The 18,703-nt window shown below is 57.7% G+C and carries 17 protein-coding genes; 8 read left to right on the top strand and 9 right to left on the bottom strand.

Going from position 1 to position 18,703, the window contains the following annotated elements:
* The first annotated feature begins 84 nt into the window (after positions 1-84).
* Positions 85-1,533 carry a flagellin N-terminal helical domain-containing protein gene (locus M8013_RS23425; protein WP_271270134.1) on the top strand — a complete coding sequence of 483 codons (1,449 nt, stop codon included), beginning with the start codon at positions 85-87 and terminating at the stop codon, positions 1,531-1,533.
* Positions 1,534-1,557: 24 nt separating this feature from the next.
* On the opposite strand, the gene M8013_RS23420 is transcribed toward M8013_RS23425, so the two are convergent.
* From M8013_RS23420 to M8013_RS23410, 3 genes are read right to left on the bottom strand one after another with little or no spacing between them, the layout of a single operon-like run.
* Positions 1,558-1,740 carry a DUF1869 domain-containing protein gene (locus M8013_RS23420; RefSeq protein ID WP_271270190.1) on the bottom strand — a complete coding sequence of 61 codons (183 nt, stop codon included), beginning with the start codon at positions 1,738-1,740 and terminating at the stop codon, positions 1,558-1,560.
* Between the two features lie 4 nt (positions 1,741-1,744).
* Entirely contained in the window at positions 1,745-2,098 is a 354-nt protein-coding gene (locus M8013_RS23415) for a TehB-like domain-containing protein (protein ID WP_271270133.1), read from the bottom strand.
* A 28-nt stretch (positions 2,099-2,126) separates the two neighbouring features.
* A complete protein-coding gene (locus tag M8013_RS23410) occupies positions 2,127-2,453 on the bottom strand; it encodes a TehB family protein (RefSeq protein ID WP_271270132.1) in 327 nt (108 codons plus the stop codon).
* Between the two features lie 417 nt (positions 2,454-2,870).
* Here M8013_RS23410 and M8013_RS23405 point away from each other — a divergent pair, with 417 nt between their 5' ends.
* Together M8013_RS23405 and M8013_RS23400 are read left to right on the top strand one after the other, a co-directional pair.
* Positions 2,871-3,044, top strand: a complete 174-nt coding sequence (locus M8013_RS23405) for a GhoT/OrtT family toxin (RefSeq protein WP_271270131.1) — start codon at positions 2,871-2,873, stop codon at positions 3,042-3,044.
* Between the two features lie 85 nt (positions 3,045-3,129).
* Complete coding sequence (locus M8013_RS23400) at positions 3,130-3,888, top strand: alpha/beta fold hydrolase (protein WP_271270130.1); 759 nt, start codon at positions 3,130-3,132, stop codon at positions 3,886-3,888.
* Positions 3,889-3,919: 31 nt separating this feature from the next.
* Here the strand turns inward: M8013_RS23400 and M8013_RS23395 are convergent, their stop codons facing one another.
* From M8013_RS23395 to M8013_RS23385, 3 genes are read right to left on the bottom strand one after another with little or no spacing between them, the layout of a single operon-like run.
* Positions 3,920-6,082 carry a virulence factor SrfC family protein gene (locus M8013_RS23395; RefSeq protein ID WP_271270129.1) on the bottom strand — a complete coding sequence of 721 codons (2,163 nt, stop codon included), beginning with the start codon at positions 6,080-6,082 and terminating at the stop codon, positions 3,920-3,922.
* The gene (locus M8013_RS23390; RefSeq protein ID WP_271270189.1) at positions 6,079-9,060 is read right to left on the bottom strand and encodes a virulence factor SrfB; all 2,982 of its coding nucleotides are present in this window, start codon (positions 9,058-9,060) and stop codon (positions 6,079-6,081) included. The genes M8013_RS23395 and M8013_RS23390 overlap by 4 nt, the downstream gene beginning before the upstream one ends.
* A 4-nt stretch (positions 9,061-9,064) precedes the next feature.
* Positions 9,065-10,408, bottom strand: coding sequence for an SrfA family protein (locus tag M8013_RS23385; protein WP_271270128.1), 1,344 nt, complete (start codon positions 10,406-10,408; stop codon positions 9,065-9,067).
* Between the two features lie 281 nt (positions 10,409-10,689).
* Here M8013_RS23385 and M8013_RS23380 point away from each other — a divergent pair, with 281 nt between their 5' ends.
* Positions 10,690-12,288 (top strand): ABC transporter substrate-binding protein, encoded by a 1,599-nt coding sequence (locus M8013_RS23380; RefSeq protein ID WP_271270127.1) that lies wholly within the window; start codon positions 10,690-10,692, stop codon positions 12,286-12,288.
* 92 nt (positions 12,289-12,380) lie between these two features.
* Positions 12,381-12,614 carry a DUF2526 family protein gene (locus M8013_RS23375; RefSeq protein ID WP_271270126.1) on the top strand — a complete coding sequence of 78 codons (234 nt, stop codon included), beginning with the start codon at positions 12,381-12,383 and terminating at the stop codon, positions 12,612-12,614.
* A 2-nt stretch (positions 12,615-12,616) separates the two neighbouring features.
* On the opposite strand, the gene M8013_RS23370 is transcribed toward M8013_RS23375, so the two are convergent.
* Positions 12,617-13,066: a DMT family transporter gene (locus M8013_RS23370; protein ID WP_271270125.1), complete on the bottom strand. Its 450-nt coding sequence runs from the start codon at positions 13,064-13,066 to the stop codon at positions 12,617-12,619.
* Positions 13,063-13,581 (bottom strand): GNAT family N-acetyltransferase, encoded by a 519-nt coding sequence (locus M8013_RS23365; RefSeq protein WP_271270124.1) that lies wholly within the window; start codon positions 13,579-13,581, stop codon positions 13,063-13,065. The genes M8013_RS23370 and M8013_RS23365 overlap by 4 nt, the downstream gene beginning before the upstream one ends.
* A gap of 150 nt (positions 13,582-13,731) precedes the next feature.
* Here M8013_RS23365 and M8013_RS23360 point away from each other — a divergent pair, with 150 nt between their 5' ends.
* The 3 genes from M8013_RS23360 to M8013_RS23350 all read left to right on the top strand — a co-directional run bounded on the left by M8013_RS23360 (position 13,732) and on the right by M8013_RS23350 (position 16,333).
* Positions 13,732-14,307 (top strand): helix-turn-helix domain-containing protein, encoded by a 576-nt coding sequence (locus M8013_RS23360; protein WP_271270123.1) that lies wholly within the window; start codon positions 13,732-13,734, stop codon positions 14,305-14,307.
* Positions 14,308-14,372: 65 nt separating this feature from the next.
* Positions 14,373-15,410, top strand: coding sequence for an NADP-dependent oxidoreductase (locus tag M8013_RS23355; RefSeq protein WP_271270122.1), 1,038 nt, complete (start codon positions 14,373-14,375; stop codon positions 15,408-15,410).
* Between the two features lie 254 nt (positions 15,411-15,664).
* Positions 15,665-16,333 carry a GntR family transcriptional regulator gene (locus M8013_RS23350; protein WP_271270121.1) on the top strand — a complete coding sequence of 223 codons (669 nt, stop codon included), beginning with the start codon at positions 15,665-15,667 and terminating at the stop codon, positions 16,331-16,333.
* 87 nt (positions 16,334-16,420) lie between these two features.
* Here the strand turns inward: M8013_RS23350 and pqqU are convergent, their stop codons facing one another.
* Complete coding sequence (pqqU, locus tag M8013_RS23345; RefSeq protein ID WP_271270120.1) at positions 16,421-18,520, bottom strand: TonB-dependent receptor PqqU; 2,100 nt, start codon at positions 18,518-18,520, stop codon at positions 16,421-16,423.
* Positions 18,521-18,703: the final 183 nt, after the last annotated feature.

The following is an 18,703-nucleotide window of genomic DNA, read 5'->3' as shown; positions in this document are numbered from 1 at the left end:
CGTCTACTTTTGGCGATTATTCCCTAAACAAAATCGTCTGCCGGTCGATAAAGTAATCAGACCAGATTAACGACGCCATTACTCATGCTTGCAATTAATCATAACGAGGTTGCCGGGCTCTCGCTTAAGTCCCGAAAAGCCAACAGTTCAATGCTGTCTCAAACCATCGAACGCCTCTCATCAGGATTGCGCATTAACAGCGCGAAAGATGACGCGGCCGGGCAGGCGATTGCTAACCGGATGCTCGCCAACATTAATGCCGACAGCGTAATTACTCGCGGGCTGGATGATGCGATCAGTCTGGCGCAGACGGCAGAAGGGAGCCTGAGCGACATCGGCTCACTGCTGATCAGGGCCAAAACGCTGGCGATCCAGGTCGGGAACGGCACGTTATCTGAATCGGACCGGATCAGTATCAATAACGAATATCAGCAGATTCTGGCGACGATTGCCCAGGTCTCCGAGCAGACTGAGATCTTCGGGCAATATCCGCTGGCAACCGATAACCCGGTATTGCCACCCTTATTAGTGGGTGACGTTGCGCCGTTAAACAGTAAATTCCCGGTGGCCGGTACCGATTATTCGTTTAGTTCCGGCGTTATTCCCCTGGCCTATATTCCGGCTGGATCAACCAATATCACCATTACCATTGATTCGCTCGGTCTGGATGACGATCTGCAGATATTTACCCGCGACGGGAAACATCTGCTGGGCACGCCCCTGTCCGGCGCGGAGGCAGATTATACCTGGGTCAGTCGCGGTATTAACAGCGACGCCAAAGCCACCGCTTCTTTGCTCACCGCCAAAAACGGGTTCAGCAGCGGGGCGGTATATGACGGTTCGCAGCTGAATGACGGTGGCGACGCCTGGGATTACAACGGTGAAGTGCTGAACTATAACGGCATGACCATGACCTACAGCGGTGATGGCGATCGGTATGAAGATAAAGCCTCCGGTGCCTGGAACGACGGTGCCAACGGCTCGAACCGCATCGAGCGTATCACCCTGGATACCGTCACCGAGGATCTGCTGGTGATGGTTGTGGGCAGTGGTTCCTTTACCAGCAATATTACCTGGGGCACGCTGCCGACGCCCACCATTACCCCTACCGTTCCGCCAAAGCAAAGTCGGCCTTTAGAGGTGGTCACCAGCGCTAACTTTGGCGAAGAGATGCAATCGGTCACGATTGAACCGACGCCGACGGATTTAAAAACGCTGAAGCTGGAAAACACCAGCGTGCTCACGGCGACGGGTGCCAGTCAGAGTATGGGGCTGTTAGATGCGGCGCTGGAGACAGTGAGCGGCTACCGCACACAGTATGGGGCGATGATGAACCGCTTCGAATCCCATAAAGCGGTGCTGTCGCAGCAGAGCATTTCGCTGCAGACTGCCCGCAGCCGCATTCAGGATGCTGACTACGCCATCGAGGCGAGCCAGCTTGCGCGGGCGCAGATCCTGGAGCAGAGCCAGAACGCCGCGTTGAAAATAGCCAATCAGGTGCCGCAGACGGTGCTGGAACTGCTCAAAATGTAACAGACAGCACCTCGCGGCGAGCGATCACCAGCCGCACACCTGGTGCTCATTTTCCGTGTCATACGCGCGCACGGTATTCACCAGGTCTTTAATCACCTCTGCGGCCACATCCGGGATCATCAACTCCATTGGGGCGTCTGTCTCGTAGTCCACCGACACGCCATTGCTGTTATTGGTCACGGTGACGGTATAGGTTGCTTTGCCCATCATGTTACTCCTTATGTGTATTAACCACTTTCCCCAGGCCTGCGCCGCTCAGCGGAACCTCAGGGTCGGCGAAAAAGTCGATATTAAAATAAGTGTCGTCAGTCAGCAGTTCGATGCGCTGCCACATTTGCGGCGGGGAGATGCCGAAGGTTCCGGCCTCGATCACCTGCTCCCTGTCGGGTTCGCTGGCGGTTGGGTCAGGAAAACCGACACATTTCACCGCGCCTTGCATTACCGACAGACGACCATAGACGCCGTCTTTGGCGCTGTGCAGCGTTAAAAGGGCCTTTGGCGCGGTCTCTTTGTTCCAGAATGGGGTCGCACGGGTCAGCATAAAATTGGCAGGAATGTGTAACATTGCCAGTTCCTTATGAGCACATTGGCGCTCAGCGAGATTTCAGTACGTCGGGTTCAACGAAAAAGTCGATATTGAACAGGGCATCGTCGGACACCACCTCAATGTGATGCCAGCGTTCAGGCGGGAAAACGCCAAAATGCCCGGCTTCAATCACCAGAATGCTGTCTGGCTCAGGTGACGAATCATCGGCGTAACCCAGATAGCGCACGGTGCCCTGCATCACCGTCAGACGCGGATACACGCCCGGCCGGGTGCCGGTATCAAGATGGCGTTTAAAAAGACCCGCAGGGGCGGTGGATTTGTTCCAGAACGGGGTGGAGCGGGTATGAATACAACTTTGCGGAATACGCAACATAACGTCCTCCTTATGAAAACTGCGGGTATTACAGCACGAATCGACAATCAGAATTTGTCAAAAAATGCATTTAAAATGCGACTTTAAAGTGGTACTTCTCAGGTGGTCTATACTTACTTATTCCGAGGGTCACGAAAGGAGCAAACCATGCTCAATGTCGATAAAGACAAATCGCGTAAAGTTCCCGACTCGGGCAACAAGAAGCCTCAGCCGGTGAAAAAATAGTGCGGGAAACAGGGTCGCTGCTGGCGGCCCTTTTTATGGCAGGGAGGTTAGCGGCAATAAAGGTGTAGTCAGTCATACCCACCCGTTATTACCTTGAAAAAACTGTGGATAATGTGTGACAAAAAAACTTGATCCATATCAACATTTGCCGCATATTGCGCGCGGTTATTGTTGACGGATGGGGTGAGTGGAATGACGTTGTACCAAAATATGCTGGTTTTTTACGCCGTCATGGCGGCTATCTGCGCCCTCATTACCTGGTTCCTGACCAAAGATCGCAAACGCATCCGCTTTCTTAGCGCCTTCCTGATTGGCTCAACCTGGCCGATGAGCTTCCCGGTTGCGCTGCTGATCTCGCTTTTCTGAAGACACCTTCACGTTTTAATATCCGGCGATAGCATTCCTGTACGATGAACTGTATAAATACACAGTCATCTGAAAAGGAGTGCTTATGAACAGTTTTTATTCGCAACAGGCCCGCTGCACGGTGCGCTGGCAGGAATTGCCCGGACACGGTGAACCGCTGGTGTTTATCCATGGCCTCGGCTGTGCCTCTTCTTACGAATACCCTCTCATTGTCTGCGATCCTCAGTTCGGCCGCCGCCGGGCCATTCTTCTCGATCTCCCCGGCAGCGGCTACAGCGATAAGCCCGCCTCATACAGCTATCAGACTTCTGCTCAGGCGCAGGTCGTGATCGAGTTACTCGATCATCTGGCGATCCAGTCTTTCTGGTTGTACGGGCACAGCATGGGCGGCAGCATCGCTATCGAAGCGGCAGAGTTAGCCGGTAGCCGTCTGTTGGGCCTGATCGTTTCAGAACCCAATTTCCATGCCGGAGGAGGTGCATTTAGCCGGGATATCGCTGCCCAGCCGGAGGATGATTTTGTTGGTACCGGTTATCAGGCAATGTTGGAAGCGGAAACTTCACCCTGGAAAGGATCACTGCAGAGCAATGTCCCCTGGGCGGTCTGGCGCGGTGCAACGAGTCTGGTTGCAGGCGTGCAGCCCAGCTGGAACATACGTTTTCTGCAATTACCTTATCCGGTGTGGCTGATTTTCGGTGAACTTTCCCTGCCCGATTCCGACGTGGACGAAATGCGCCAGCAGGGGATAGCGGTAAAAATCATCCCCGATGCCGGGCACGCCATGTCCTGGGAGAACCCCTCGGCGCTGGCGAAGGCACTGTCAGACTGCATTCAGCGGAAGTAACGGCCCGCGAGAAGGCGGGCCGCAAAAGGGTTTACTGCAGAATCGCTTTCAGACGCTGCCTGTCCTCCAGCGTCACATCATGCGGATGCTGGTAGCCAATATTCTCGATAGCCTGGGTGTACAGCGCCACCAGCCAGTCATAGACATACGCCGTAGCAGCGTGCACCGGCTGCTCGCCCAGACGGGTTAAGCGTGGTGCGCTGCTGTTGACCGCAGGGGTGACAAACACCGGCTGGCCCTTGCGGATCCGGCTGGCGGGGCGCGCGGCGGCAGGTACATCTGCATAGCCGACCCAGCCGACAAAGTTACCGAGCGCAGCATGCAGCTGGGAAGCACTGCTTTTGTCGGCATCGACGATCTTTTTCAACTGTGCGGGCAGATTCAGGCGATAGCTGCTGACGATCAGCACATCAGCAATGTGCTGCAGCACGGCACTCTCCAGCCCCAGACGACCGGCGATGGCGTCGTCGCGGCCCCACTGGCGCAGGTGGTTGAGCCACACGCTATGGGCCAGACGCGCTTTGTCTTTCGGCTGCCAGCGCTCGCCGCTGTCCTGTGCGCTGTCGGCAAACAGATCAATGCTCTCGGTAAACAGTCCGTTCACCTGTTCTTCGCGCGGCTGCTGCACGGTAAGTAAGGTTTCAAACGCGCTCAGCGGCGGCAGCAAGCCTTCGAGCAGCTCGCCGTGTCGGGCGGCGCTGCCTTGTAACGCGCGCACCATGCCCTCGGCGGTACTGCGCTGGGCGGTGGGGTCTTGTGTGAACGGGGCCAGATACCCCTGCATCAGTTGGCGCAGTTCGCGCTGATGTGCCCGGCGTAACGCCGTCAGGCGCGTCTGGCGCTGGGTCGAAAGCGTGGCCTGAGACAGCCATTCGATCACCCGCTGCATACTGCTGTTGTCCAGCGCCTGCAGGGTGCCCCAGCGTTGGCCCGGCTTGCCGAGCAGCTGTTGCACAGCTTCATCAAGGTTGGTGCGAGTGGTAAAGCGTGCATCCTGCGGCGTGATCGCCCACACCAGCCCCGGCAGGGCGGCGTCGTCGCCTGGCTGGGTCTCTTTCACCCAGTTCAGCAGCGTTTTTGCCGTCTTCGCCGTTTGATTATGGTGGGCGGTGGCGTTGCACAGCACCAGTACGTCGGGCTGCAGCTGCTGACGATAGTGTTCCAGCAACCACTGCTGTTTGGCCTGCGCCAGCGGGAGATCCGGCTGCGCCGACGGGGCGGGGATATCAATGATATCTACCCGATCCAGCGCCGCGCTTTCAACGGGCAGCACCAGCTCGCGGGTCAGCAGCGCCAGCACGTCCAGCGGAATGCTGATGGCGTTGAGCAGTTCGCCGTTGTGCAGCGGATGCAGCACGGCCTGTTGCACATCCTGCAGGACAATATCGCCCCGGGTCAGGAAGCCTTCGGTCGGCAGACCAAAATTATCGACCAGCAGGCTCAGCGGTGCGGCAAGCTGCCGGGCATGGCTGGTCTGATGCAGAATATGCGCCAGCTTCAGCCACTGTTGGGTCAGCTCCTGCTGCTCGCCCCATAACAGCGACCAACAGCTTGCGCGGGTGCTCAGATCCAGCGACGGCAGCAGCAGGGCGAACTGGTGCCACAGGGCATCGTCCATCTGCTGGGCAGAAGAAGGAACCGTATCGCGCCAAAAGTTGGCGATCGTTCCCACGTCAGCGGCGGTGATCCCCGGTACGCTCTGGGACTGGCGCAGGGCGCGCCATTTCTCCACGCGCGCCTCGATAACGGCTTTATCCACTGCCGGGACGGTCGCCTGGGCCAGAAACACCTGTACCAGTTCGGCTTCGGTCAGCAGGCTCAGGCGCAGCGGAAATGCGTCGTCGGTGGCGTCTGTCGCGTTCGGGCTAAAGCGCAGCGCCATATTGGTCAGCGCGTGGCCTGGGTTAATATGCGAAAAGTAGTCGAAGGTCCGCTGGCCGATAATCACGTTCATCCGGCTGTTGCCACTGCCGCACAGGGTGGCGAGCAGGTGGGCTTTCGCCGCCTGAGAATAGCCGTACAGCCCGATGGAACTGCCTGCACTCAGAGCACGGTCGAGGGCGCCCTCGCGGGCTTGTGCTGCCGCCAGCCGGGCCAGCAGCGCATCGGCGTCATTATCCAGAATCGGTGCGTGCTGGCGCGTCGCGTTGATCCACCCGATCAAGGCCTGGGTGGTGGTCGTCGTGGCTGTCATTTCAGGTATACGCTCCCGCTGTCGATCCAGTAGTGGCTGCCGCTATGACGGCGATCGGCCAGGGTATTCAGTTTAAACGTCAGGGCATCAGCCGGGACCGGCGTACCGTCCTGGAGCCAGGCATCGCTGAGCTCGAAGGCTTCAGGACCTTCATGCTTGTTCCCCCCGCGCAGCTGCAGGCGTACGTTCAGCACCCCGTCCCCGGCGATGGATTTTGCCAGCTCGGCCGAGTTAATACTCAGGGTGTAGAGCGGGGTTGCAGGCCAGCGGGCATTTGCCAACTGACGGAACCCCAGCGTCACGCTGCCGCGCAGCGGGAAGTGCAGGCGGGTGTCCAGTTTGGCCCCCGGTTTGTCGAGGTCGATGTCCTGATACCAGACGTTCTCGTCGCGCAGGGTGTTGACCGTATTATCCAGCACGCCTAAATAGCGCACCGTGGAATACGCGCCGATATCTGCCGCCTTAAAGTTAAAGCGCGGCAGGCGCAGATCCAGCGCCAGGCTGCAGAGCATCGCGCCCACGGCCGCTGTCGATTTCGGGTTGCCGATCCGGCCCTGCTGGCTGAACGGATACCACTCGTGCACGCGGTATTTATCCAGCCATACCATTCGGCTGACCGGTACCGGCTGCAGATGGCGGATCAGCGCCTGAACGCCAGGCAGACAGCCCGGACGCCCGGTAATCAGCAGAATATCGCAACTGTAGTGGGAAATGGCTTCGGCCACCGCATGTAGCGGGGCCGCCAGCGTAAAGTGTCCCGCCAGCATCGCATCCTGCATTTCGCGGAAGTTGACGTGCAGCGGCACGGCAAACAGATCGAATGCCTCAGAGCCCGCAGGCAGCGCGTGTTCGATGGCCTGCTGCAGGTAGTTCATCACGTTGCGGGTCGGCTTGCGGGTCAGCAGATCGCCAAAGCTGGCGTGCAATCCGTCGAGCGGATCGTCGATATCGCTGGCTTCCCATGCGGCGAGGATCGCGTGCCCAATCGGCATAAACAGCTGTAACGCCGTCTGCTGACGCAGCACCGCCTGGGTGTCGATGCGGCCGGAATCGCCAAACAGCGAGGCCATCAGCTGCGAGGCGTCGGCAATACCGGATTTTTGTAGCTGGGTTTGCAGCGCAGGCAGTACGTAGCGCTGGATGATGTCCAGCAGGGTGTCATCACCCGCGACCTTAAAGCCTTCGCGGAACAGCAGCTGCGGGGTGATTTTGACGTTGCTGCCGGAGCCGTCGTCCAGCTGATAATGGGTGATCGCCATATCAGTGGTGCCGCCGCCGATATCGACAGAGGCCACGCGCAGGGCGCGCCCCGGCAGACAGCCAGGCTCGGGCTCGCGATCCGGGCGGGCGAGGGCGGCGAAAAAGGCTTCCGTCTGGCCGCCGTAATGAGAGATTGCTTCGTTATACAGCCATACCAGCTGGCCGCAGCTGGCTTCATCCCACTCCATCTGGATCTCCGGCACCGGGACTACGCTCTTTTCCTGCTGCTTACGGCTGGAGAAGTCGTCATCCTGCGGGTGCCAGCCCATCGCTTTCCAGACGATGGCGATGGCTTCGAACATCCGGCGGCGGAAGATCTCGCGCTCCTGCTTCGGCATTGCCGACGGCAGGGTCAGGATCAGGGTACGCAGCTGACGCGGCGAAGCCGGAAAGCCCAGACGCAACCGGGTTGCCACGCTGTTGATCTGCCCCAGCGCCTGCGCCAACAGCTCGCACAGCATGTGGGTCATCAGGGTGCTGCGGCTGTACTGCGGCGAAAAGACCGGCAGACGCTCATCCTGCGGCAGGGTGAACAGCGGCTGCCCGTCATCGTTCATCAGGTTCATCAGCGGGAAGGCGGTGGCCAGCGGTTCGCGCTGGGTTTTGGCATTCATCTGGCTAAAGCGCCAGTCCTGCACCACCGGCGTTTCATCCCACAGATAACGGCGTGGGCTGGAGATGCCGCTGTTGCCTTCGGTGCCCAGACGCTGGGTGGCCAGCTTCCGCGCTTCGTCACCGACGCGGACGATAGACGGCCAGACAAAGGCGTCTTCGCGTCCGCTCTCGACCGAGAAGTGCTGCTTGCCAAAACGGGCTTCAGAAAACTCCAGTCGGCTGGTAAATAATGGCTCATTCAGGAACTGCGGTTCGCTTAACGAGCGCACCTGCAGTTCGGCAGTCTGGCGCAGGCCATCGTTGGCGTCGCCATGATCTTCAATGATCACGCCGCAGGTATGGGTATTGCCGACATCGAGGATCAGATCCACCGGGATTGCCGGGGTGCTAAGGGTGTGGGTGACAAATTTCACTTCTGGCACGGTGAGCTGTTCGCCCAGCAGCGCCAGCACGTTGAGCCAGTGTGCCTGATACTCGAAGTTGCGCATCGCCAGCTGGAGCTCGCGGTCGGCGCGGTTTTCCACCCCGGAAGCGTAGTGGGTAAAGGCTTCACGCAGCCAGCCGTCAATCCACGTCTGATCGAGGAAACTCGCCACTTCGTCATCGCGCCAGGCCAGCGCAAAGCGGGTGCCGTTGAGAATGTCGTTCTCCACCGGTGACAAGATGCTGGTGGCATGGGCGGCAATCTGGCTATCGAGCGCCAGGGTAACGCGGTGGCTGTTCCCGGCGCTGTCCGGGGTATCCAGCTTGCGGATCTGCACCCGCGCCCAGTTATCCGGGCCTTCGACAAAGGTGCGCGGCGGGTTAAAGCGTAAAAACGGAATCGGCAGCCACACGCCATCCAGCACTGCCAGCGACTGCTGCAGCGGGATAGTACTTTCGGGTTTTACCACTTCCGGCTGTCCACCCGCCGGGGAAGGCAGGGTATAGCGGCCATTGACCAGATCGTAATCCAGACGCAGCAGCGGGCCGTTGGCAGTTTTACGCACAAAGCGCCCATTCTGGGCAGAATCCTGCGGGGTCAGGCCAAAATCAAGAAACTGCACGCCGCTATTGGCAATCAGCGTGACGCTCTGTTTGTAGTCGCAAAGGTTTACCAGCATAGGATCACGCACCTGCCTTCCTGAAAGTCAATGGAACCACCGTTTTGGCGTCGTAGCGCGCGCTGCATTCCGCCACATCATTGGTGCCGGCTTTGCAGGTGATTTCTGGCATCGGGTAGCGCGAGCCGTCGCTGCAGCGGGCATTGCCGCGGGTTTTAATCATCAGCTCGCCGTTGCTGTGCAGACCGGAGAAAATCTCGGTGCGGCAGACAATGTTGTCGCCATGCACGACGCGGGCCACGCCTTTATTATTCTGGATCTGGTAGCGCAGTGAAGGCGGCTTGCCGGTGATTGGGTCGGTCACATCCAGCATCACCCGCCAGCTGCCGTTGAGGAAGCGCGTCGAGCCGGATTTCACCTGGCCGGCTTCCATCACCATCGCTTCTTTCGGGATGGCGGTAATCACCACCGGTTCAGCCGGAACCGGCTCGGCGGCTTTTACGGCACGCACTTCGGCCTGGTGCAGGGGTAAATTCATCGCCAACGGTTCGACGGCGGCAACCGGTTGAGGGGCGATAGCCACAGGCGCAGGCGCTGCGACTGCAACCTTAACCGGTTCGACAATCGGCACCTGCTTTTGCCACAGCAGCGGCGCGGCAACGGCCGCTACCACAACCGCCGCTACCGGCAGCGGCCACAGCGGGAAGCGGCGCTTTTTAACCGCGACGGCTGGCGCTGGGGTCGGTTCTGGCTCGGGCTCTTTGGCGATAACCACCGGCGCGGGCTGCGCAGTGTACAGATTGTCAGGGGTAATATTCACCGTGGCAGGAGCGGCGATCAGCGGCTCGTCGGCTTTTTCAAACACGATTTCTGGCAGCGACTCAGGCTCGGGCTCTTCGACAGGCGCAGGCACCACCACCGGGCGCAGGGACTCGCGCAGGCAGTCGAGGACATCGTCGCGGGCGTTTTCATTGAGGTTAACGAAGCCCCAGAAGGTGATAACCGGCTTGCCATCCACCAGAAACAGGAAGTTTTCACCGGGGAACTGGAAGGCTTTTGACAGCAGGGAACCAAACAGCTGCTGCGCGGTTTTTGGCGACTGGAGCGACTTCTTACTCAGCGACTCGACGCTGGACAGGGTGCTTTCCAGCAGGCGCAGCGCCCGAAAGCGCGCATCTTCATCGGCGGCTTTCCAACTGGTGACGGTGCCTTCTGTCGGCGCATACCAGTCCACCCGGTCGCCTTCATCGTTGACCTGCGGGATCGCCAGACTTTCGACGATAGACTGTTGTTTGCGCAGGCGCAGTGCTTCACGGATTTGTAATGCTGATTCGAAAACGGCCTGTCCGCCGCCGCCAACGGCCTGAAAATCATCCAGTTTACCGCTGCGTAAAAGAGTTTTTGCCACGATTTGGTCCCATAGACTTCTTCACGCGTCTACTTTACGCAGTCGCCACGCAAGCAAACGGCAGAAGAGACGGCAAAAGGGGCGATTTCTTACGCCATTGAGATGCAGGAAAGTGCTTGACGCAGAATGGCACTTAAGACAAATCACTCTCCGGGTATTGGCGGGAAAACCAGCGAAAATAACTGCTTTAGAATAACCTGAGAGGTTTTCGTTATTTGCCAGCAGAGAAGTGCTGTGCTGTTATTACGGTTCACTATAATAAATCCGAAAGGGTAATAACGATGTCTACAGGGAAAACACTTCTCGCGCTGGTGTTAACCGCGCTGTTACCGGCAAGCGCCGCATGGGCGGCCAATAACGACACGCTGGTCTACTGTTCAGAAGCGTCTCCGGAGTCCTTCAACCCGCAGATCGCCAGCTCCGGCCCGAGTTTTGTCGCCAGTTCGCAGGTACTGTATAACCGCCTGATTAACTTCGACCCGGTGAAAAACACCCCGGTGCCGTCGCTGGCAGAATCCTGGACCATCTCCCCGGATGGCAAAACCTATACCTTTGCGCTGCGTAAAGGGGTGAAGTTCAACAGCAATAAATTCTTTAAGCCGACCCGCGATTTTAATGCCGATGACGTTATTTTCTCGGTGCTGCGTCAGAAAGACCCTAAGCATCCGTATCACAACGTCTCTCAGGGACAGTACGAATATTTTAACGACGTTGGCCTGGATAAACTGATTCAGGAAGTGAAGAAGGTCGATGATACCCACGTTCAGTTTGTCCTGAGCGAACCGAATGCCGCATTCCTCGCCGACTGGGGGATGGATTTCGCCTCGATTCTGTCGGCGGAATATGCCGATGCGATGCTGAAAAAAGGCACCCCGGAGAACGTCGATACCTGGCCGATTGGCACCGGGCCTTACGTGCTCCAGCAGTATAAAGTCGATTCGCAGATCCGCTATCTGGCCAACCCCAACTACTGGGACGGCGAAGTGGCGATCAAGCACCTGATTTTTGCCATCACCCCGAACGTCGAAACCCGTCTGGCGAAACTGCAAACCAACGAATGCCAGATTATCCCTGCGCCGTCGCCGGTGCAGTTCGAGGTGATCAAGAAAAACAAAGATCTGACTCTGCACTCGGTCGATGCGCTGAACGTCGGTTATCTGGCGTTTAACACCGAGAAAAAACCGTTTGATAACGTGCTGGTGCGTCAGGCGCTGAACTATGCCACCGATAAAACGGCGATCGTTAATGCGGTGTTTATGGGTTCCGGTACGGTGGCAAAATCGCCGATCCCGCCAAACATGATGGGCTTTAACAAAGACCTGAAGGACTACGGCTACGATCCCGAAAAAGCCAAAGCGCTGCTGAAGCAGGCGGGGCTGGAGCAGGGCGCAGAAGTGACGTTGTGGTCGATGCCGGTGCAGCGTCCGTACAACCCGAATTCACGCCGCATCGCCGAGATGATCCAGAACGACTGGGCCAAAGTGGGCATCAAGGCGAAAATCGTCTCCTACGAGTGGGGCGAATACCTGTCCGGGATGCGTAAAGGCGAGCACGACAGCGCCCTGTTTGGCTGGATGTCCGATAACGGCGACCCGGATAACTTTGCCGATGTACTGCTGGGCTGCAACAGCATTAAAACCGGCTCCAATGCCGCCCGCTGGTGCGACAAGGGGTACAACGATCTGGTCGAAAAAGCCAAGCTGACCAGCGACCCGGCAGCCCGAACCAAGCTGTACGGCCAGGCGCAGGAAATTTTCTATCAGCAGGCGCCGTGGATTGCGCTGGCCAACGGCAAAACATTCTATGCAACCCGCAGCAACGTCAGCGGGTATAGTGTCAGCCTGATGGGCAGCGATTTCTCGAAAACGAAATTGAATTAACAGCCTTGCGGCCTGATGCCCTCACCCCGGCCCTCTCCCACAGGGAGAGGGTGAAAACCGAAGCCGCCGGGCAAAACTCACAAGGAGTGACAATGTCACATTTAGACGAGGTTATCGCCCGCGTTGATGCGGCGGTAGAAGAGAGCGTAATCATTCATATGAATGAACTGCTGATCGAATTAAGTGAAGATACCGCGTTAAGTCGCGAGGATCGTTACACCCAGCAGCAGCGACTGCGCAACACCATTGCTCATCACGGGAAACACTATAAAGAAGATCAGGAAGCCCGTCATGATAGCCTGACCAAAGGCGGCATGATCCTCTGAGTTCAGAACTGGCGCCTGGCGACGAGCCAGGCGCCTACCACCAGCATGACGGCCCCGCAGATCGGGCCAATCAGCGCCCGCAGGGGAACGCCCTGGCTACGCACCACGTCCATCACCAGGCCGCCAATCAACTGGCTGGCGACCAACACCGCAATAGTCGTCGCCGCCCCGACAACCTGATAGCCACTGATGCTGGCAAAAACAAAAAACGACCCCAGCAGGCCGGGGATTAAGGTCCACCAGCACACCGCATGCACCAGCTCGCTGAACCCGGCGACGCCGTGTTTCACCAGCAGGATCGACACAAACAGCACGATGCCTACCAGCGAGTTGAGCAGCATGGCAATCAGGATGGTGCTTGAGCTTTGGGTGATGCGCACCATCAGCGTGTTCTGCACCACCAGACCAATGCCTGCGGCAACCAGAAACACCAGCGTCAGCGACTGATTCATCCAATATTATCCGGCTCGCTGCGTTCGTCGAGCTGCAGCTGCATAAAGGTCAGGTCCAGCCAACGACCAAACTTGGTGCCGACCTGCGGCATCTGCCCGGTGGTAACAAAACCCAGCGTCTCATGCAGATGAACAGAGGCGCTGTTCTGCGCTTCAATGCCCGCCACCATCACGTGCTTACCGATGCGCTTCGCTTCGCCAATCAGCGCTTTCATCAGTGCGCGGCCAATGCCTTTGCCCTGATGATCCGGGTGGACGTACACCGAGTGCTCTACCGTATGGCGAAAACCGTCGAACGCGCGCCAGTCGCCAAACGAGGCGTAGCCGGTTACGACGTCATCTTCGGTGCACACCAGCACCGGATAACCGGCCAACTGACGGGCTTCGAACCACGCGATGCGGTTATCGGTATCGACAGTCTTGTCGTTCCAGATAGCGGCGGTATGCAGGACCGCGTGGTTATAGATTGCGCCGATGGCGGCGCAATCTTCTTTGCAGGCGTGACGGATAATCATGAAGGATCCTCGAGGTGTGTTGTTCACTATAGTAGTACATATCGTCACAATATTACACAGGGTGATATCCGCAACGCTATGGCATAAGCCATATCTTTTTGTTATGAAAAACCGCGTTGAAATCCCTTTTTTACACTATAGTATTACGCCATGAATACTATGCCAGACAACATCAATCAGCGGATCAGCGCCCGCATCCGCCTCGAACGTGAATCCCGCGGCTGGTCGCTGAGCGAACTCGCCGAACGGGCGGGCGTTTCGCGGGCGATGATCCACAAAATTGAACGAGCGGAAAGCAGCCCGACGGCGTCGCTGTTGGCTCGACTTTCCGGGGCGTTTGGCATCAGCATGTCCACATTGATCGCCCGTGCAGAACTGCAGGAGGGCAAGCTGTTGCGCTTTGCCAGCCAGCCGGTGTGGCGCGATCCGCAGACCCACTACCTGCGCCGTCATGTCTCACCGCGTAGCGATCTGCCTATCGACTTGGTCCAGGTTGAACTGCCAGCCGGTAGCGACGTGCCAATGCCCGCCTCATCGTACGCGCTGGCGCGTCAGCTGATCTGGCTCCAGTCAGGCGAGCTGGTGTTTCAGGAAGGGGATACCCGCCATGAAATGCGCGCCGGGGACTGCCTGGAGCTGGGGCCACCCAATGACTGCCGTTTTATCAATGAAAGCCGTGAACCCTGCGTCTATATGGTGGTGCGGCTGAATCAATCCGGCGCGTAATGACAATGCGGGCTGAAGGATATGCAGCTAATCTCTAAGGTCATTTGTATAATCAGGAGTGATGTATGAGTCAGCCTTCCACATTGAACCGCCGTTGGGTTTTGGCTTCCCGTCCCCATGGCGCACCTGTCGCCGAGAATTTCCGTTTAGAAGAATCCCCCGTTCCTGGTCTCGGTGAAGGGCAGATTCTGCTGCGCACCGTCTATCTGTCGCTGGACCCGTATATGCGCGGCCGCATGAGCGATGCCCCGTCTTACTCCCCGCCGGTCGAGATTGGCGCGGTGATGGTTGGCGGAACGGTCAGCCGTGTCGAACAATCTAATCATCCTGACTTTGCTCCCGGCGAGTGGGTGCTGGGCTACAGCGGCTGGCAGGACTACGATGTTTCTGACGGCAGCGGGCTGGTCAAACTGGGCTCGGATCCCGAGCACCCGTCCTGGGCGTTGGGCATTATGGGCATGCCGGGCTTTACCGCTTACATGGGCCTGCTGGACATCGGTCAGCCGAAAGCGGGTGAAACGCTGGTGGTCGCGGCCGCAACCGGCCCGGTGGGTGCCACCGTCGGACAGATTGGCAAGCTGAAAGGCTGCCGGGTAGTGGGCGTTGCCGGTGGCGCGGAAAAATGCCGCTATGCCACCGAGACGCTGGGCTTTGACCAGTGTATCGATCACCACGCCATTGATTTCGCCGACCAGCTGGCGCAAGCCTGCCCGGCAGGCATCGACGTCTATTATGAAAATGTCGGCGGCAAAGTCTTTGATGCCGTGCTGCCACTGCTTAATACCTCGGCGCGCGTGCCGGTGTGCGGTCTGGTCAGCGGCTATAACGCCACTTCGCTGCCGGACGGACCTGACCGGTTACCGTTGCTGATGGGCACGCTGCTGAAAAAACGCATCCGTATGCAGGGCTTTATCATCGGCCAGGATTACGGACATCGCATCGCTGAGTTCCAGCAGGAGATGGGCGGCTGGGTAAAAGCGGGCCAGATCCATTATCGCGAGCAATTAATTGACGGACTGGAAAGCGCGCCTTCATCGCTGATTGGCTTGCTGGAAGGGAAAAACTTCGGCAAAGTCGTGATACAGCTCGCGAAGAATAACTAATTATCGCGGTGATAGCGGGTGTAACCGCTATCACCGGCTAGGCAAAATTTGAAATAACGACTTTAATTAAAGATATACCGATGACATGACCTGCAAAATGACGGGTCAGAAAGCTTCAACAATCAATTATTTTCTTTGTTTATTATACGATCATGAAACCAGGCATGCAGACACAGGAATTATCAACACGCGTTGCTTTACGCATTGTGCCCGTGCGGCAAAAAGCGTCTTGGCATTATTTACAGGAATAAACCATGCTTGATTTGGATAATATCGAAAAAGCTCAAAGAATGAGTCTTACCACGCAGGTGGAGGTGGCGCTAAAAGGGGCGTTAATTTCCGGCTCCCTGCGTCCAGGTGAAAGGCTAGTCACCAAAGAGATTGCCGATAAATTAGGTACCAGTATTACGCCGGTTCGCGAGGCGCTGCTGCGGCTGGTCTCTGCGGGCGCACTGCACGCTGCCCCGGCGCAAGCGTTCCTGGTTCCTGAAGTCACCCAGGTACGCTACAACGAGGTGAATACCATTCGCCGTGAGCTGGAGATGCTGGCGGTTGCCAGCGCTTGCGAGAAGATGAACGACAGCCAGCTGGCAGAAGTGCGCAGACTGTGCGAAGACTTCCACGATGCGATGAGCAACGGCGAAGCCGACCGTGCCCTGCAGACTAACCGAATTTTCCGTTTTAAACTGTATCAGTATGCCGACATGCCGACTCTCAGCGCGCTGATCGAACAGCTGTGGATGCGAATTGGCCCGTGCTTTAGCTATTATTACGATCGGGATATCGAACTTCCCGTCGAATCCTATCGCTATGATGAACTGCTGTCTGCGCTCGAAGATCGCGATATCGCGCGCAGCCGTGCTGCCGTAGCAGATATGGTCGATAAAGCCAATAACCTGCTGGTCCAGCAATATTTACGTTAAGTCACCTTCGCCGCGACGTGCTGTTTATTTCGCCAGCCTCGGCGTGGGAATTAATACCCGACAGACGACAATCTGCCGGGTATTTTATTATTCGAAACGGTATGAGACCGACAAGCCTACGCCGTAATTACGCCCTGGCGCGGGTTCGTAATAACGTCCGTTAGATTCGTTAACGATCACCGAGCCCACATACTCCTTGTCGAACAAATTATCGATACGCCCGAACAGATCCATTCCCCAATTACCGTAATTCAGTTTATAGCCGGTATTCAGGCCAACCACGGTGTAAGAGGGGGCTTTGGCGCTGTTTTCGTCGTCGGCCATAATGTCGCTCATGTAGCGCACGTCGGATCCCGCATACCAGCCCTCTTCAGGCTGCCAGCCGAAGGAGGCGTAGCCCATGTTACGTGCAATGCCCGGCATCCGGTTGCCGTTGCAGTTGCCATCGCCGCAGACGTTGGTGCGGTAGGTCGCATCCAGATAAGTCCACGCCATTTTCAGCTTCCAGTTTTCGGCAAACTGCTGGTCGAGGGAGAGCTCAACGCCCTGACGGCGGGTTTTGCCGGCATTTTTATAGCTGGTACGCCCGCCAGAGCTGGCATCGACGACGATCTCATTGTCGGTATCGGTGCGGAACAGCGCGGCGGTCAGCAGGCCGTTGCCGACCCGGGTTTTGCTGCCGATTTCCCAGGTGTCGCTGGTCGACGGCTTCAGGCCGAAATTCAGCCCGCTCTGGTTGCCGGAACGGTAGGAGAGCTCGTTAATGGTCGGCGTTTCAAATCCGCGACCCGCCGCAGCATACAGGTTCCACGCGTCGGTGACGGCGTATTTCAGCGAGCTGGCAGGCAGCCATTTGTGGTAGCTGGTGTCGCCGCTGTCATCGCCATTGTTGCCCTGCACGTAGTGGTCGTTAGAGTCGAACCACACCGAGCTGTAGCGCAGGCCGGCATCCAAAGTCAGCTTTTGCGTCAGCTGCCAGCTGGTTTGCAGGTAGGGATCGACGTTCCACATCAGGTTGCGTTCATCGCGGCGTTTCGCCCCTTTCACGCCATAGTCCGGCACCCCGTTGTTCATCACGAAGTTCTCGTAGCCGCGACGATCCTCGCTCATATTTTCGTAGTTCAGGCCACCGGTGAAGGTGACGGGTACCAGCAGTTCGCCACGGTGCGTCCAGCGGGTGTCGATGCCCTGATAATGACGCTGCATGTCGATCACCCCGCCGGAGTGGGTGTCACGCAGCTGTGGCTGGAACGGAATCGACTGGTACTGGGTCATTTCGCGCTCACCGGCGTACATCATTACGCTCAGGTCGTCCTGCTCGCTCATCTGGCGTTCATAGCGCAGGCCCGCCTGGGTCTGTTTGATGGTTTTGCGGGTGTTGTACTGATCGCCGCGCGGCGACTGGCGGGGATTGTTCTGCCACTCCTGATAATCCAGCCCGCCGGGATCGTTAGCTTTGATGTCGACGCTGTTGAAAATCAGGCTCAGTTTGCTGACGTCATCGATGCGCACGCCCAGTTTGGCATTGGCGAGGTTCTTACGCGCCGCGCTGTGGTCGCGATAGCCCTGGGTAATGAAGCGGGTGGTGGAGACGGTGTAATCCACGTCGCCCGGCTGGGTGCCATCGCCCATCGCCCCGGTGGCTTTCATTCCGTAGCGCCAGCTCCCGTAGCTGCCGTAATAGCTGCTGGCCTCGATCGTGGTCGGCTGGCGTCCGGTTTCGGTGGTCATATTAATCACCCCACCGGAGGCGTTACCGTACAGGGCAGAGAACGGCCCGCGCAGCACCTCGACGCTCTCCACGCTGTTGAGATCGATATTTGAGGTTTGCCCCTGGCCGTCCGGCATGGTGGCCGGGATACCGTCAACATAAAGACGAATACCGCGCACGCCAAAGGTGGAGCGGGCGCCAAACCCACGCATCGACAGCTGGAGATCCTGGGCGTAGTTCTGCCGGTTCTGGATCTGCAGACCGGGCACACTGCCGAGAGATTCGGAAAGGTTAATGCGCGGTGCGGCATGGCGCATATCCTCGCCGTTCACCACGCTCACCGCGGCAGGGGTGTCCAGTTCGGAGAGAGTTTGTGGCGACGCGCTGACGATCATGGTTTGTTCGTCGGCCGCGAGGACCACGACGGGAACCATGAGCAGAGGGAGCGTTGCCATACGGGCAGAAAAGATTTTCATTAATAAAGGCCGGTTGTGGAAAGGACGAACCAAATGGAACATGTGCGGGTATGTTAAATGTTTTGTAAATGTTTTGAAAACCAAAACCGCACATAGCGTTAACGAAAGTGGAGATAAATGCGGCGAAGGGTTCTGATGAGATCAAGAATTACTCCACATTATGACAAATAATGATTACTATTC

The organism is Silvania confinis, assembly GCF_025564085.1.
Taxonomy (GTDB): Bacteria; Pseudomonadota; Gammaproteobacteria; order Enterobacterales; family Enterobacteriaceae; genus Enterobacter; species Enterobacter confinis.
This window is presented reverse-complemented; position numbering and strand designations above follow the sequence as displayed.

Bases quoted from the DNA above. Each gene is read 5' to 3' on its own strand.
- M8013_RS23395 (WP_271270129.1), bottom strand. From the start codon at position 6,082: ATGACAGCCACGACGACCACCACCCAGGCCTTGATCGGGTGGATCAAC.
- M8013_RS23360 (WP_271270123.1), top strand. From the start codon at position 13,732: ATGAATACTATGCCAGACAACATCAATCAGCGGATCAGCGCCCGCATC.
- pqqU (WP_271270120.1), bottom strand. From the start codon at position 18,520: ATGAAAATCTTTTCTGCCCGTATGGCAACGCTCCCTCTGCTCATGGTT.
- M8013_RS23405 (WP_271270131.1), top strand. From the start codon at position 2,871: ATGACGTTGTACCAAAATATGCTGGTTTTTTACGCCGTCATGGCGGCT.
- M8013_RS23420 (WP_271270190.1), bottom strand. From the start codon at position 1,740: ATGGGCAAAGCAACCTATACCGTCACCGTGACCAATAACAGCAATGGC.
- M8013_RS23380 (WP_271270127.1), top strand. From the start codon at position 10,690: ATGTCTACAGGGAAAACACTTCTCGCGCTGGTGTTAACCGCGCTGTTA.
- M8013_RS23370 (WP_271270125.1), bottom strand. From the start codon at position 13,066: ATGAATCAGTCGCTGACGCTGGTGTTTCTGGTTGCCGCAGGCATTGGT.
- M8013_RS23350 (WP_271270121.1), top strand. From the start codon at position 15,665: ATGCTTGATTTGGATAATATCGAAAAAGCTCAAAGAATGAGTCTTACC.
- M8013_RS23400 (WP_271270130.1), top strand. From the start codon at position 3,130: ATGAACAGTTTTTATTCGCAACAGGCCCGCTGCACGGTGCGCTGGCAG.
- M8013_RS23410 (WP_271270132.1), bottom strand. From the start codon at position 2,453: ATGTTGCGTATTCCGCAAAGTTGTATTCATACCCGCTCCACCCCGTTC.
- M8013_RS23425 (WP_271270134.1), top strand. From the start codon at position 85: ATGCTTGCAATTAATCATAACGAGGTTGCCGGGCTCTCGCTTAAGTCC.
- M8013_RS23390 (WP_271270189.1), bottom strand. From the start codon at position 9,060: ATGCTGGTAAACCTTTGCGACTACAAACAGAGCGTCACGCTGATTGCC.
- M8013_RS23355 (WP_271270122.1), top strand. From the start codon at position 14,373: ATGAGTCAGCCTTCCACATTGAACCGCCGTTGGGTTTTGGCTTCCCGT.
- M8013_RS23375 (WP_271270126.1), top strand. From the start codon at position 12,381: ATGTCACATTTAGACGAGGTTATCGCCCGCGTTGATGCGGCGGTAGAA.
- M8013_RS23415 (WP_271270133.1), bottom strand. From the start codon at position 2,098: ATGTTACACATTCCTGCCAATTTTATGCTGACCCGTGCGACCCCATTC.
- M8013_RS23365 (WP_271270124.1), bottom strand. From the start codon at position 13,581: ATGATTATCCGTCACGCCTGCAAAGAAGATTGCGCCGCCATCGGCGCA.